This window comes from Faecalibacterium sp. AF28-13AC, assembly GCF_003478405.1.
Taxonomy (GTDB): Bacteria; Bacillota; Clostridia; order Oscillospirales; family Ruminococcaceae; genus Faecalibacterium; species Faecalibacterium prausnitzii_E.
On sequence record NZ_QUFG01000011.1, the window covers coordinates 40010 to 54610 of the forward strand.

General features: G+C 60.1%; 13 protein-coding genes and 1 riboswitch. Of the genes, 8 read left to right on the forward strand and 5 right to left on the reverse strand.

The window, feature by feature from the left end; all coding sequences use genetic code 11:
- Positions 1–7 precede the first annotated feature (7 nt).
- A complete protein-coding gene (gene thiW / locus DWY95_RS13945; protein WP_097791352.1) occupies positions 8–523 on the reverse strand; it encodes an energy coupling factor transporter S component ThiW in 516 nt (171 codons plus the stop codon).
- Positions 524–699: 176 nt separating this feature from the next.
- Positions 700–807: riboswitch (TPP riboswitch) on the reverse strand.
- Between the two features lie 120 nt (positions 808–927).
- On the opposite strand from thiW, the gene DWY95_RS13950 reads away from it, so the two are divergent.
- Genes DWY95_RS13950 through DWY95_RS13960 form a run of 3 tightly spaced genes read left to right on the forward strand, consistent with a single transcriptional unit; the run spans position 928 to position 4143 of the window.
- Positions 928–2211 (forward strand): SPFH domain-containing protein, encoded by a 1284-nt coding sequence (locus tag DWY95_RS13950; protein ID WP_118553972.1) that lies wholly within the window; start codon positions 928–930, stop codon positions 2209–2211.
- Between the two features lie 14 nt (positions 2212–2225).
- Positions 2226–3323: a Trm112 family protein gene (locus tag DWY95_RS13955; RefSeq protein WP_118553973.1), complete on the forward strand. Its 1098-nt coding sequence runs from the start codon at positions 2226–2228 to the stop codon at positions 3321–3323.
- A 13-nt stretch (positions 3324–3336) separates the two neighbouring features.
- A complete protein-coding gene (locus DWY95_RS13960; protein WP_118553974.1) occupies positions 3337–4143 on the forward strand; it encodes a TPM domain-containing protein in 807 nt (268 codons plus the stop codon).
- A 46-nt stretch (positions 4144–4189) separates the two neighbouring features.
- Here DWY95_RS13960 and DWY95_RS13965 read toward each other — a convergent pair whose 3' ends face one another.
- The 3 genes from DWY95_RS13965 to DWY95_RS13975 all read right to left on the reverse strand — a co-directional run bounded on the left by DWY95_RS13965 (position 4190) and on the right by DWY95_RS13975 (position 7334).
- Positions 4190–5392, reverse strand: a complete 1203-nt coding sequence (locus DWY95_RS13965; protein ID WP_118553975.1) for a hypothetical protein — start codon at positions 5390–5392, stop codon at positions 4190–4192.
- Positions 5393–5397: 5 nt separating this feature from the next.
- On the reverse strand, positions 5398–5640 hold the full coding sequence (locus DWY95_RS13970) for an acyl carrier protein (RefSeq protein WP_118553976.1): 243 nt from the start codon (positions 5638–5640) through the stop codon (positions 5398–5400).
- A gap of 182 nt (positions 5641–5822) precedes the next feature.
- Complete coding sequence (locus DWY95_RS13975; RefSeq protein WP_243082799.1) at positions 5823–7334, reverse strand: class I adenylate-forming enzyme family protein; 1512 nt, start codon at positions 7332–7334, stop codon at positions 5823–5825.
- Positions 7335–7707: 373 nt separating this feature from the next.
- On the opposite strand from DWY95_RS13975, the gene DWY95_RS13980 reads away from it, so the two are divergent.
- The 4 genes from DWY95_RS13980 (at position 7708) to DWY95_RS13995 (ending at position 12808) form a co-directional block, all read left to right on the forward strand.
- The gene (locus DWY95_RS13980) at positions 7708–8844 is read left to right on the forward strand and encodes an acyltransferase (RefSeq protein ID WP_118553977.1); all 1137 of its coding nucleotides are present in this window, start codon (positions 7708–7710) and stop codon (positions 8842–8844) included.
- A gap of 57 nt (positions 8845–8901) precedes the next feature.
- Positions 8902–9723, forward strand: coding sequence for a hypothetical protein (locus DWY95_RS13985; RefSeq protein WP_118553978.1), 822 nt, complete (start codon positions 8902–8904; stop codon positions 9721–9723).
- A 16-nt stretch (positions 9724–9739) separates the two neighbouring features.
- Positions 9740–11341 carry a glycosyltransferase family 4 protein gene (locus DWY95_RS13990; protein WP_118553979.1) on the forward strand — a complete coding sequence of 534 codons (1602 nt, stop codon included), beginning with the start codon at positions 9740–9742 and terminating at the stop codon, positions 11339–11341.
- 426 nt (positions 11342–11767) lie between these two features.
- Positions 11768–12808, forward strand: coding sequence for a lysylphosphatidylglycerol synthase transmembrane domain-containing protein (locus DWY95_RS13995; RefSeq protein WP_118553980.1), 1041 nt, complete (start codon positions 11768–11770; stop codon positions 12806–12808).
- A gap of 198 nt (positions 12809–13006) precedes the next feature.
- On the opposite strand, the gene DWY95_RS14000 is transcribed toward DWY95_RS13995, so the two are convergent.
- Positions 13007–13291, reverse strand: a complete 285-nt coding sequence (locus tag DWY95_RS14000) for a helix-turn-helix transcriptional regulator (RefSeq protein WP_118553981.1) — start codon at positions 13289–13291, stop codon at positions 13007–13009.
- 148 nt (positions 13292–13439) lie between these two features.
- Here DWY95_RS14000 and DWY95_RS14005 point away from each other — a divergent pair, with 148 nt between their 5' ends.
- Entirely contained in the window at positions 13440–14018 is a 579-nt protein-coding gene (locus DWY95_RS14005) for a hypothetical protein (protein WP_118553982.1), read from the forward strand.
- The last annotated feature ends 583 nt before the right edge of the window (positions 14019–14601 follow it).

Genomic DNA, 14601 nt, shown 5'->3' on the forward strand with positions numbered 1-14601 from the left:
GCCCTCCTCAGCTCAGGCTGGTCTGCATGGAGCGCAAAGCGCCGGAGCGCTGCAGCGCGGCCAGCAGCACACCTGCAATGACCGCACCGCCTGCGGTCGAGACGAGGAAGGGCACGATGTAGGCATAGAATGCGATATCGCCCGCGCTCTTGCCCATCAGCAGGATGGCCACCGGGTAGGCGCACAGCCCGCCCAGGATGGAGGTGCCGAACACCTCACCCACCAGAGTGGGCAGCAGCTTTTCGGTCTTGTGGTAGACGATGCCGCACAGCAGGGCACCGAACATGCTGCCGGGGAAGGCCATCAGACTGCCCAGGCCCAGCAGGTTGCGCAGCAGCGAGGCCACGAAGGCCACGCCGATGCCGTAGTAGGGGCCCAGCAGCACAGCGCACAGGATGTTGACCATGTGCTGCACCGGGGCGCATTTGCTGCCAAAAATGGGGAAGCTGAACACGCTGCCCACAACGGCCAGGGCGCAGAGCATCCCGGCCAGAGCCAGCTTTTTCGTAGAGAGTGCTTTCATGAGGATTCCTCCTATTGCAAAGCGGTCGAGACTTTCTGGTCTCCTCTCACGCCGGAACACGGCTTCCCATCGCGTCGATTCAAGGCCCAGGGCGCTCCCCCTCGGCCCGGAGCCGCCCACAAGGCGGCTGCGGCAGAAAACAAAAACAGGAGCTCCCTCTGCGGAAGCCCCTGTGAAAACGCATCGTGATGACTTCCTACGGCGGCATTATCCGCATCAGGTAAAAGGGTCGAAGTTTGAGCACTTCCTCTCAGCCCGCATGACGAGCTCCCCTGTATTTTGTTGTCGGGAGTATTCTACACCCATCGTGCCAAAATTGCAAGAGGCAGTTTCCTTTTGCAGTGCTTCTGTGCTATACTAAGGGTAATTCCGCAACCGAAACCACTTCAAAGGAGATTTGGAATATGGGTCTTGTAAAAGCTGCAATGAACGCGGCCTCCGGCGTGATGGCCGACCAGTGGAAAGAGTTTTTCTATTGCGATGCCCTCCCGGCCGAAGTGCTGGCCGTCAAGGGGCAGAAGCGCACCGACCGTCGCTCTGCCAACAAGCACGGCAATGAGAACATCATCTCCGACGGCTCCGTCGTGGCCGTGGCGGAGGGCCAGTGCGCCCTGATCGTAGAGCAGGGCAAAGTGGTGGAGCTGTGCGCCGAGCCGGGCGAGTACACCTACAGCACCGGCACCCAGCCCTCCCTGCTCAGCGGCGGGCTGAAGGACATCGACGGCGTCTTTGCCGAGATGGGCAAGCGGTTCGGCTTTGGCGGGCAGGCCGCCGCCGACCAGCGCATCTACTACATCAACACCAAGGAGCTGGTGGGCAACAAGTACGGCACCCCCAACCCGGTGCCCTTCCGGGTGGTGGACCAGCGCGCCGGCATCGACCTCGACATCGCCATCCGCTGCTTTGGCGAGTACAGCTACCGCATCGTCAACCCCATCCTGTTTTACACCAACGTCTGCGGAAATGTGGAAAACGCCTACACCCGCGACGCGCTGGACGGCCAGCTCAAGACCGAGCTGATGACCGCCCTGCAGCCCGCTTTTGCCCGCATCAGCGAGCAGGGCATCCGCTATTCCTCCCTGCCCGCCCACACCACCGAGCTGGCGGACGCCCTCAACCAGGCCCTCAGCGCCAAGTGGAGCAAGCTGCGCGGCATCGAGATCGTCTCGCTGGGCGTGTCCGGCGTCAAGGCCAGCGAAGAAGACGAACAGATGATCAAGGACCTGCAGCGCAGTGCCGCCTTTATGGACCCCACCCGCGCCGCCGCCCATCTGGTGGGCGCACAGGCCGCTGCCATGCAGGCGGCTGCCTCCAACACCGCTGCCGGCCCGGCCATTGCCTTCATGGGGGTCAATCAGGCGGCAGCGGCGGGCGGTGTCAACGCCCAGACCCTCTACCAGATGGGGGCCCAGCAGCCCGCAACGCCTGCCGCCCCGGCATCCGGCTGGGCCTGCGCCTGCGGCCAGACCGGCAACACCGGCAAGTTCTGCACCGCCTGCGGCAAGCCCCGGCCCGAAGCGCCCACCGTCTGGGTGTGCAGCTGCGGCGCAAAGAACAGCGGCAAATTCTGTTCCGAGTGCGGCAAGCCGAAGCCCGCAGGCAAGTGCCCGAACTGCGGCTTCACCCCTGCCGACCCGGCCCACCCGCCGAAGTTCTGCCCGGAATGCGGCAGCCCCTTCGGCGCATAAGAGAGGCATCCTGAATGGCTGATAAAGTAACGAATTACCAATGCCCGGCCTGCACCGGCCCGCTGCATTTCGACAGCGCCACCGGCAAGCTCGTCTGCGACTACTGCGGCTCGGCGTATGAGGTGGCAGACATCGAGGCGCAGTACGCGGCCAAGCAGAAAAAGGCCGACTCTGCCGCCGAGGCAGACCAGAAAAAAGCGGCGCAGCGCAAAGCGTCTGCGCCCGTCTGGGATGAGATGGAAGCCGCCAGCCTGACCAGCTACACCTGCACTACCTGCGGGGCTGAGCTTGTCTGCGACGCCACCACTGCCGCCACCAACTGTCCCTACTGCGGCAACCCCACCGTGCTGGGCGGCAAGCTCTCCGGCAAGCTCAAGCCGGAGTACATCCTGCCCTTCAAGCTGGACAAGAATGCCGCCATCGCCCAGCTGACCCACTACTATAAAGGCAAGGCCTTTCTGCCCAAGGCGTTCAAGAGCCAGAACCACATCGCTGAGCTGCAGGGCGTCTATGTTCCCTTCTGGCTCTACGATGCCGAGGCCGACGCTCAGGGCAGCTACGAGGGCCTGACGACCGAGAGCCACCGCGAGGGCGACTACAACGTGACCACCACCCAGCACTACGACGTCCGGCGCGAGGGCACCGCCTTCTTCACCCGCGTTCCGGTGGACGGCTCCAGCAAGATGCCCAACGCCCACATGGACGCCATTGAGCCGTTTGATTACAGCGATCTGAAGCCCTTTTCCACTGCGTATCTGCCGGGCTTTCTGGCCGACCGCTACGACGAGGACTCCGACGCCTGTGCCGAGCGGGCCCGCCCCCGGATGCTGAACTCCACGGCCCAGGCTCTGCACGAGACCACCCACGGCTATTCGGAGGTCAACACCCTGCACGAGGACATCAACCTCAGCAAGTTCCGGGCGCATTACGCCCTGCTGCCGGTCTGGATGCTCCACACCCGCTGGAAGGACAACGACTTCCTCTTCGCGATGAACGGTCAGACCGGGCGGCTCATCGGTGACCTGCCTGTGGACAAAGCCAAAGTGGCCGCGTGGTTTGCCGCCATCAGCCTGCCGCTGATGGCCTTCCTCACCTGGCTGCTCTACTTATAAGGAGGTGCGCAGAATGAATCCTCACACCCATTGCCTGCGCAGCCTCTGCGCATTCCTTGCCGCTCTGGTCCTTGCGGTCTGTCTCGCCTGCCCGGCGCTGGCCGACGCGCCCCTTGTGCGGGATGAATACGGCCTGTTCGACGCCGACACCCTCGCCCAGCTGGAATCCAGCGCCGAGGACGCTTCCGCCGGGCATGACTGCGACGTCTATTTCCTCACGGTGGACAGCATCGGCGACACCGACCAGCGCGCCTACGCCAAGAACTATTATGTGCAGAACGACCTTGGCTCCGGCAGCGGAAAAAGCGGCATCCTGTTCATGATCGCCCTCGGCTCCCGCAAGTACGTCACCATCACCTACGGCGGGGGCGTCACCGCCTTTACCGACTACCGCATTGAGCAGCTGGAAGACGAGGTCGTGCCCCTGCTGTCGGACGGCGACTACGCCGATGCTGCCCAGACCTACATCGACCTCTGCGCCAGCACACTGGACTTCTACGCCGAGAACGGCGAGCCGCTGGATTACGACAACGACCCGGACGGCGGCCTCGGCCTGATCGGCATCCTCATCGTGGTGGGCATCCCGATGCTCATCGCCGCCGTGGTCTGCGGCATCCTGTACAGCCGGATGAAGACGGCCCAGCTCAAGACCGAAGCCGACGACTACATCGGTGCCGGGCTCAAGCTTCGGGTCAAGACCGACCGCTACACCCACACCGACCGCGTCGAGGTCTACGACCCGCCCCAGCCCGAAAGCGACTCCGGCGGTTCCACCACCGACAGCGACGGCTTCGGCGGCTCGTCGGGCGGTTCCTTCTGAAAACCAAAAAAGGTGTTGCTGCAAGAAATTCGCAGCAACACCTTTTTTATTGTTCGTCGAGTTCCGCTGTTTCCAGCACCGTGACGCCCTCGGCGGCAAATGCGCGGGCCAGCGCCTGCGCAAGGCCGGGGCGATGCACCTTGTTCTCGATGCAGGCGGTCAGCACACCGTGCAGGCTGGTCACTTCCATGGCGAGAGACGCGCCGTCCGGCAGCACCCAGGTCTGGAAATCCTCCACGTAGGCTTCCAGTTCCGGGCTGCGCGGGGCGAATGGGTCGCCCAGATAGCTCACCCAGAAATCCGCCGGGCTCCCGCTGAGGTACTCGCCCATCTGGAAGATGCGCTGTTTGATCTTCAGCGGAGCCTTCTGCTGGAACATCCGGCAGACGAAGCCCATCTGCTCGGCCAAACGGTAGCGCAGGCGTTCCGGCTTCAGATACTCCCGGATGGCGGCATCCAGCGCCTTGGCAAAAGCGCTCAGCCGGGCACCCGCCGCCCCCTTCAGCGGCAGCTGATAGGTGACGATGCAGTTGTAGCGGGCATTGGGCAGGCCCATCGTCTCGCGCAGGTCGGCGGCAAAGCTGTAAAGAAGCTCGTCCTTTTCCAGATACTGCCCGCAGCCCTGGCAGACGATGCCCATCAGAGCCGTGAAGGGCTTGACCCCCTCCCGCGCCGCCGCCTTGATGAGGCTGGCCCGGTCCAGCCGGAGCCGGATGCGGTCGGGCTTTCCCTCAAAGATGTCGATGGGCTGGTTCTGCTCGGCCCCCGCCTTCTGGCTCTCCGGGAACTCTTTGAGCAGCCGCTCCGGGTCATAGGGCGGGTCCTCGGCAAGCGTTTCACACGCAAAGGCCGTGCCGTACCGCAGGTTGCAGTAGGCGCGGAGCACCAGCGTCATGAACGGTGAAAATCCGCGTCCGTCCGCAAGGAAATGGAACCAGTCGAAGTAGATGGTCGTTCCCTCGCAGTGGAGCGAAAACAAATAATCGTTCGTTGCCTCCGGGATGGCAGGGGCGGCTTCTCCCACGGTCACCCGGCAGGGCGCATCGTTCGGCGCAAGATGCGCCTCCCGCTTTTCCCACACGACTTTCTGGAAGTACCACCCCGCCAGAGGGCGCATCTCGTCCAGGGCCCGCTGCAGCAGCGCCGGGTCCACAGGGTCGTGCAGGGCGATCTGATAGCGGCAGATCACCTGATTGGCGCGGTAATAATACACGATGCCCTGAAAAACGGCACACTGCGTCTCGTTCAATCAGTTCACCCCGCGTTATCCGCCAGATAATCTGCCACGTCCGCGATGGTCACAAAGTTGCGCAGCTCCTTTTCGGGGATGCGCAGACCAAAGGTCTCTTCCAGATCCGCCACAATGGTCAGGATCTCCATTGAGGACAGGTCGAGGTCGTCCATCAGGACGCTGTCTTCGTTCACGTCCTCCGGGCTGATCTCTGCCACGTCCTCCAGGATCGCGAGGATCTGGGACACGATTTCTGCTCTTTGCATCAAAAAATCTTCCTTTCCATGATGGATTTCAGCGTCGCAGCGCAAGGGGATGCCCCGCGCGGCCCGGTTTTCCCATTCTGGTCCCGGCCTGTACCGACGTCATGCAGTTTTATAATACCCGTTTTTCAGGGGAATTGCAATATTTCGCCGTACAGCTTTACAGATTTTCTACAAATGCGCTCTTACTTACGCAGCAGCTTGCCCATGGCATTGCGGGGCAGCGGCTCTGCGGTGCACTCCACCGCGCTGATGCGCTTGTACAGCGGCAGGGTGCGGTTCAGCTCGGTGACGAAGGCGCGGACGGTCTGCTCCTTGTCCGGCTCGCAGCAGATGACGGCACCGATCTTCTTGCCCATCTCCTTGACGACGCACTCCTTGATGTCGGTGCATTTGCCCAGCAGCTTCTCCAGCTCTTCGGGGCTGACGTTCTCGCCGCTGTCCAGGATGATGAGGTTCTTCCTGCGGCCGGTGATGTAGTAGAAGCCGTCCTCGTCCATGCGGGCCAGGTCGCCGCTGTGGAGCCAGCCGTCCTTGTCGATGGCCTCGGCGGTGGCCTCCGGGTCCTTGTAGTAGCCCAGCATGACGGCATCGCCGCGGACGCAGATCTCACCGGTCTCATCCAGCTTGATCTCGCAGAAGCCGTCCGGCTTGCCCAGAGCGCGCAGGTGCTCGCCCTCCTGCGCAATGTTCAGCAGGCCATAGCCGGCCAGCTCGGTCATGGAGTAGCACTGGTTGATGTAGAAGCCGTGGGCGATGAGGTAGCTCAGGATCTCCGGGTCGAGGATGGCGGAAGAGCAGCTCAGGTTCCACAGGCCGTTCAGCTTGTCCTGATTGCCGCGGCGGATCTCGTTGTAGATCATCTCCACCAGCACCGGCGGAGTGGACATGGCGTCGCTGTGCATCATGGACATATCGCGGCGCACGTCGCGCGGGTCCGCGCAGAGGTTCAGGGTCCAGCCATGGATGCCGTAGGCGAAGTAGCAGATGAAGCCGGACAGGTGGAACATGGGCACCAGTGTGAAGTGGCTGAAGGGCTTGTCCATATCCTTCGGGGCCAGTTCCTGGGCCTTTCTCATAACGGCCGCCTGGCCAGCAACATACATCCGCACGGCGCTGAAGTAGTTCTTCTCGCTGAGCATGACACCCTTGCTGCGGCCGGTGGTGCCGGAGGTGAACATCAGCATCATCAGGGCGTTGGGGTCGATGCGGTTGGCCAGCTCGGCCGGAGTGCTGCCCTCATAGGCGTTCATGGGGCGGAGCTTGTCGCCGTAGGCGGCCTTGAGCTCGTCGGCATAGCCGTAATCAATGCCGTCGGTAAAGATGAGGGCAGGCTCGCTCAGGCCCAGCTCATACTCCAGCTCCGGCCAGGTCTTTTTCTGGTTCAGGGTCACGATGACGGCACCGGCCATCACAGTGCCGAAGGTCACCACACCGTACTCGTAGTTGGTGCGGCTCAGGATGACGATGCGCTGGCCCTTCACATCGGCAACATTTGCCTGCAGATAGCTGGTCATCTTGCGGATGTCCTCCACGAACTGGCCGTAGGTCTTCTCCTGCACGGTCTTGGTGGCGTCGTCCACCCAGCGGAATGCCGGGCGCTCGGCGTATTTTTCCTGCATGGCAACGATCATATCATAGACCGTCCTCGGCATGTCTTTTTCAGCAACAACGGCGCAGCACTCTTCTCTGGTCATATTTTATACACTCCTTGTTTGTTTGGCGTTTTTCCAATGAATCCCGCTTTTTGGCAAAGTTTGGGGTCTATGGTTCTCAGTATACCGCATTCCGGAGCCGAATGCAAGTTTTAATTGCACAAATATGCAATATAAACTTGCGTCCAACTTGTGCAGACAGATGGGATTTGCTCCCATTCATTGCGCAGGGGCAGCGGGTGTGGTACACTTTTTCTGCACCAGGAGGGCTTTTTGCAGGCTGTCCGTCTTTGATTGACAGAACCTCAAAAAAGCATTATACTTATTTATAACGATTTTGTAACTTTTAACATCTTGCGCCCGAATTCGGCATCTGCCACTCCCCCGGTGATCTCGGCGCAAAGGAGGGCATTTCATGGAGGGTACCAAACCCCGCACAGCCAATTCATTGGGCATGTTTGATTTTCTCAAGGGCATCGGAATGCTGACCATCGTGTTCGCGCACTCCGCCGAGCTGTATCCGGTGGGTGCCACAACGACCATCACGCCCATGACCTTTTATCTGTTCGCCTACCGGGAGTCCCTGATGGCGGCGTTCTACATTGCCAGCGGCTACGGCTTCCGCAAGCGGTCCATCGGCAAGTGCATCGACCAGCAGTTCAAAACGCTGCTCAAGCCCTACCTTTATACCGGGCTTGCCACGACATTCTTCCATTTTCTCATCCACTATCTCACCTTCGGCTCGGTCGAGGGCGCTGTCCGAGAGACCCTCAAGGTCTTCGGCGGTTTTGCGCTGGGCCTGCCCCATACCTCCCTCTACGCCGGGCAGACCTTCTTCTCCTGCGGGCCGATGTGGTATCTGCTCTCGCTGATGATCGCGTGGATCCTGCTGGACGTCATCCTGAACATCTTCCCCGAACCATACATACCCTGGGCCGTGCTGGGCACCATGTTGTTGGGCTGGGGCATCTGCATCACCTGGGAGGTCCCCTTCTGCATCGGCCAGGGCATGGTCACGGTTCCGGCGCTCTACGTCGGGTATCTGGCCAAGCAGCACAAGCTCTTCGACAGGCCCCTGTCCTGGAAGCTCAAGCTCGGCATGATCGCCTCGGCGCTGGCTGTGGCGGGCCTTGTGCTGGCCACCCAAAGCACCGACTGTGTCTCGATGGCCGAATGGACCTTCGGCCCCGTGAGCATCCTGCTGGATGTGATGACCGGTCTGGGTATGCTGTCGCTGCTGCTCTTCTTCCAGCGCCATGTGGACAATTTCATCACCCACGGCGTGCAGGCCATCGGCCAGCGGTCGCTGTACATCTTCTGCATCCACACCGTGGAGCTCACCGCCATCCCCTGGTATCTGATGGCGCAGAAGTTTGCGGGCCGGGAGGCTCTGGGCCTTGTGACCCACTTTGCGGTGTCCATGGGTTCGATCCTGCTGATCTGCGAGCTGCTGCTCCGCCGCCGCGACTGGAAGCTCCAGCGCACCGCTGCCCGGAATGCGGCCGCCCGACGTGCGGGCCCGGCACAGCGGCGTTATGCGGCCAGACACTGAATTTTTGCGGGGTCTCCCCGCTGAAGTGAATTTATATAAAATGAGGAGAATCCGGTTATGAACAACGAAGCTCCTGCCTCCACGGCTGCCCTGCAGGCCCGCATCGCGGACCTCGAACAGCAGCTCAAACTCTCAGACGAGGGCGTCTCCCGTCTGGCAGAACGCTGCCTTGGGCTGGAACAGGAAGTGCAGTCCTACCTTGCGGCCCATCCCCAGAACGAGAAGCACACCGACTCCCCCGCCCTGCTGCAGCCCACCCTCTATTTCGATGCGGGCTTTGGCTTTTCGGAGAAAGACACCCTCACCGCCCCGGACTATGAGGTGGACGAGCTGACGGGTGTCGTCATCGCGACCTTTGAGCTGCCCGTGACCGCCCGCGCCCTGCGGCTCGATCCGGGCGAACTGCCCTGCTGCATCACCAATCTGAGCTTTTCGGACGACCGGGTGCTCTGCCGCCCGGTCAACGGCCTGACTCTGCCCAGCGACAGCACTCTCTTCCTCGACCGCGACCCCAACTATCTGCTGGACGGTGTGACCCATTTCCCCGCCGGGATGAAGCTGGGCGTCTCCTACCATTACTGCCCGCTGGAAACGCTGGCCGATAAACCGCTCTTCAACACCGTGCTGGAGGGCCTCCGGTTCTGCCAGAAGACCAGAGACAGCGAGGCCCAGCACATCGCTGGTCTCAACGACCAAATCGCCGCACAGCAGCAGGCCATTGCCGCGCTGCAGCAGCAGATCAGCGAACTGCACCAGAAGAACGCCGAGGCAGAAACCCGCCGTCAGGCCTACGAGACTTCGCTGGAAGGCGTCCTGAACAGCAGCAGCTGGAAGCTGACACGGCCCCTGCGCCGCCTGCTGGGGCTGTTCCGCCACTGAGCCGGGAGGGACGCGCATGTACAACAGTTACACTTCCCTGCAGCGGGAACAGCTGGCAAAGCAGACCTACACCGACACCCAGAGCACCTATCTGCTCGTCTATGCGCCGCTGCGCAGCCGCGTTCTGGCGCAGGCTCTGCAGGACCAGCTCCACCGCAAATTCCGTCTGGTAGACCATCTGGCCGGAGAGCTGACCGACGCGGTGGCCGGTGTGCTCCTCGTCAGCGAGGACGTTGCCTGCCTCTCCACCACCCTGACCTATTTTGCCCAGGCCCTGCGGGACGGCGCAGACTACGCCGTCTGCAACGCGGTCTTCGGCTTTTCGGGGCAGACGGCCCTCTACCAGAGCCATGGGCATCTGGCCGAGAACAAGTTCGCCCTCGTCAGCCGCGGCCTGCTGGCCCGCTGCCGCGCCGCCGCGCGGGACCCCGAAAGCGTCACGGAGCTGCTGGCTTTGGCCGCGCAGCTCTGCCAGGCTCCGGTCTGCATCCCGCAGGCCCTGCTCCACTACGAGCGGGACATCTGCGCCGAGGATGCCTATTCCGCCTCCGGCAAGCGGGCCTTCGTCATGAGCCATGTGCTGGACATGACCGGTGCCCCCATCGTGCTGGTCAGCGCCGTGCCGGTGCTCCGCAGCATGGGCTATGAGGTCGTGGTCCTCGGCCCGGACGATTCCGGCTCGCTCCAGCTCTTCGTGGATGCCGGAGCCGCCGTCATCACCCGCGCGGGCTGCACCTCCTCGAATACCCTCTGGGGGCTGGCGCTCTGCGCCGACTTCGTGCTGGCCAACACCGTGGTCGAGGCCCGCGTTATCCGCGCCCTGAGCAACGCGCCGGTGCCGGTGCTCTGGTGGCTCCACGATGCCTTTGCGGGCTACCCCCACATCGCGCACCAGATCCCCAAGCACATTGCGCCCAATGTGCAGCTCTACTCGGTCGGCAAACACGCTGCCGCCGCCATGCACTCGGTCCGCCCCCAGTTCGACATCCGCCCCCTCATCTACGGCCTGCCGGACTATGCCGCTGAGGATTTCCCCCGCTGCGACCTGGGCTATCCCGCCGACAAGCCCCTCTTCGCCACGGTCGGCTCGTTCGAGCGCCGAAAGGGGCAGGACATCTTCTGCAAGGCCATCCGCCTGCTGCCCGACGCCGTGCGGGAAAAAGCAACCTTCCTCTTCGTGGGCAAAGCTGCCGACCAGGAGATGATGGACGCCGTCCGCACCCTGACCACCGAGCACCCGGCCAACGTCTTCTACTGCAAGCGGCTCAGCCGGGATGAGATCAAGAACCTGATGGAGCAGTGCACCTGCCTCGTCTGCGCCTCCCGCGACGACCCGATGCCCACCTTCGTCACCGAGGGCCTCATCTTCGGCAAACCTTCCATCGTGTCGGAACACACCGGCACCGCCGGTCTCATCACCGAAGGGTTGGATGGTTTCACCTACCCGGACGACGACCCGGAAAAACTGGCCTCCATTCTGGAGTGGGCCATCCTCCACCCGGAGAAGCTCGCCGCCATGCGGGCCGACTGCCGGAAGCTCTATGAGAAGCACTATTCCAAGCAGTCCTTCGCCGACACCCTCACCGCTGCGGTGAAAGAGCTGACCGAAGGGCATTAACGTTTTATTTGTGATTCACTTTTCCTTCGTACAACCTCTCCGTCATTGCTTCGCAATGCCACCTCCCCTTGTAGGGGAGGCACTGGCGAATCGGTGATGGTCGTTCTGGACGAGTAAAGTTTTTGCTTTCGGAAACGACCGGGCTCCGCTGTTGAGATTCACAGCAGCAATACAAATGCTGCTGCCAATGCGGACAGGGCCCGCCGCCTTGCGCCTGATTGGGCCCAAGCGAACAGCAGGGCCTGCCCGGCCTGCCAAGGGCTCCCCTACCAGGGGAGCTGTCGAGCGTGAGCGAGACTGAGAGGTTGTACGGAGGATTTTTTATCACTTCGCTCAAATTGACAAGAAAAATTTCGTACAAGTTCACAAACCGCTCCGGCTGCTGTGGTATACTGCAACCAACGATTTCGAAAGGAGCCTTCTCTGATGGACCAGTCCACCCCGCAGCAGCCGTCCCGCAAAAAAACGATCCTCTCGCTCACCGTTCTGGTGGTGCTAACCGGCATCGTCTTCTGGATCTTCCAGCGCCACTGGGCCGAGATCTCTGCCGCGCTGGCACAGCTGCGCTTCTGGCAGGTACTGCTCGTGCTGGCCGTGGGCCTGACCTACCCGGTGCTGGAAGGTCTGGTCAGCTGGGTCATCATCCGCAGCCGGATGCCCGGCTTCACCGTGCGGCAGGCGCTGGAATCGTCGTTCATGGGCACCTTCGGCAACGTCATCTGCCTGGGTGCCGGTGCCATGCCGATGCAGTCCTACTACCTCTACCGCAGCGGCCTGCCGCTTGGCCCCGGCGTGGGCCTGATGACCCTGCAATACGTCTTCCACAAGACCACCGTTCTGCTTTACGCCACCGTGATGCTGTTGCTGCAGCACCGGTGGCTCGCCGCCAACACCTCCGGCGTGATGAACTATCTGCCCATGGCCTATGCCGTGGTGGCCGCCATCATCGTGGCGCTGGTGCTGGTCTGCGTATCGCCCCTCATCCAGCGGCTGGCCCGCTGGGCGTTGGGCTGCCTGCCCAGGACGGACTCCTGGCAGACCCGCCGGGAAAAATGGCTGGAGCAGCTGGACACCCTCGGCACCGAGAGCCGCCACCTCCTCGCCGACAGGGGCCGCTGCGTCCAGATCTTCGCGCTGCACACCCTCAAGCTCTTTCTGATGTACACCTTGCCCTATCTCTGCATCCGGTTCATGGGTCTGCCCTGCGGCCTCAGCTTCTGGCAGGTGCAGCTGCTCGCCAGCCTGATGCTCTTCCTCTCCAATGCCCTGCCCAATGTGGCCGGTATGGGTTCCATCGAGACGGCTTTTCTCCTCGTCTTCGGCTCCTTCATGACACGCGGCGAGGCCATGAGCACCCTGATGCTCTTCCGCATCGCCAGCTACTACTTCGTCTTCGGCTTCTCCGCCGTGGCATCGCTGTTTGCCCAGAAACATCTGGACCGGATGGATGCACAGAAGCGCTCCTGAACGATTGACATAATTGCCGGTTCATCGTATAATAATAGTACAAGGCAGAGATGCCTCAAAATAGTGTCCGCTCCCCGATATGCGGCTGATAAATGGTCGGGATCACAAATACTGCCGCTCCCCGATACGCGGCTGACAAATGGTCAGGACAAAAATGTTGATATGACAAAACACCTTGAAGAGTTTTCCTCAAGGTGTTTATTTTTTACTACTGCTTTTTATAATTTTTGCCTTTTGTTCCGGCTTCCAGTGTTGAAAAACACGCAAAAGCTGTACATCCTCCCAGTCTAAGCGACCCACGATATAATCAATGCTCACATCATAGTACTCGGCCAGTCGAATCAGGTGGTGCGTTGGAATCTCCTGCACCCCCAGTTCATACTTTGCATATTGCTGTTGGGTCGTATTCAAAATCGTTCCTACTTCTTTTTGTGTCAAATCGGCATCCTCACGCAAATCGCGCAGTCGTTCATAACAATACACAGTCAAGCCCCCTACCTATGGGAACTATACTTGACATCCAATCAGATGTATTGACTTTACACCTTATCAGGTGTATTATGATAAAAAGGCTTGTATTTTATACAGTCTAAACTGCCGCTCATCAAAAAGAAAGAGAAGGAAGATTAAAATGGCAAAGGACAAAATGACAACCTGTAAACATTGCGGACAAGAAATCGCTGCCAGTGCTAAAGTATGCCCACATTGCGGTGGAAAAAACAAACCGCCGATCTACAAACGTTGGTGGTTTATCGCGATTATCGTAATCATTGTTCTTGCTGCGATTGGAGGGTCTGGCAGTTCTGACTCCAGCGGTTCTACCTCCAGTACGGCCACTTCCAAAACAGCCGTTTCCAGTTCTTCTTCTGAGGCTGCAATTGAGTATACTGCATATACCGTAACCGAGCTTTCCGAGGATCTGGACAGCAACGCCTTGAAAGCCGCTGACAAGTACAAAGGGCAGTATGTTGAATTGACAGGAAGACTCAGCGTAATTGATAGCAACGGTAAATACATCAGTATCGTTGACAGCACGGATGAGTGGGCAATCACTGGTGTTCAGTGCTATATAAAAAACGACGAGCAAAAGCAGGTCGTTATGGATATGTCCATCGGTGATGAAATCGTTGTAAAAGGTAAGATTACAGATGTCGGTGAAGTATTGGGCTACTTCCTCGACATGACTGAAACGCCGGTAAAAGCAGACTGATGAAATGAAATTCCATCCATGAGCGCAGCTTTGCAGCTGATTGAAATTTACCATACAAACAAAAATCGGGGCACACAGGTGGTCAAGCTGTGTGTCCCGTTTTTGTTTTCTGTTTTCGCAAAGGCCGCTGTACCAGAGCCGCCTTTGCCGCGCAGGAGGGGCGGAGCAAACCAGAATGCCGCACCCTGCCAAAAGAAAAAGAGAGTATGGAATGGAGGAATCGGAACCCTTTGCAGAGGGTTTCGCAGCCTTGGTTAGATTTAACTAACCTTGCCGTGACAACAGGATACCATAGTTTGTCATGCCTGTCAAGCCCCGATTTGAAATTTTTTTGCGGAAAAAGCTTTTTCTCCAAAAATTGGACACTTGTACTAAGAAACCTTTCCCGCCTTTGTGTAAAATCCATCCGTTCCCTCTTGCTTTTTGCAAAAAACACTGATATTATATTCTTGAGGCTGCTGGGTGTCTGCATCTGCCTGCGCCTTGCAGCTCATTCGTACGCCCCCAGAAGACCGCCGAGAAGCGGTTTTTCAAAGGCTCATTAGTTAGATTATGCTAACCATCGAGAAAATGGTAAAGAGCA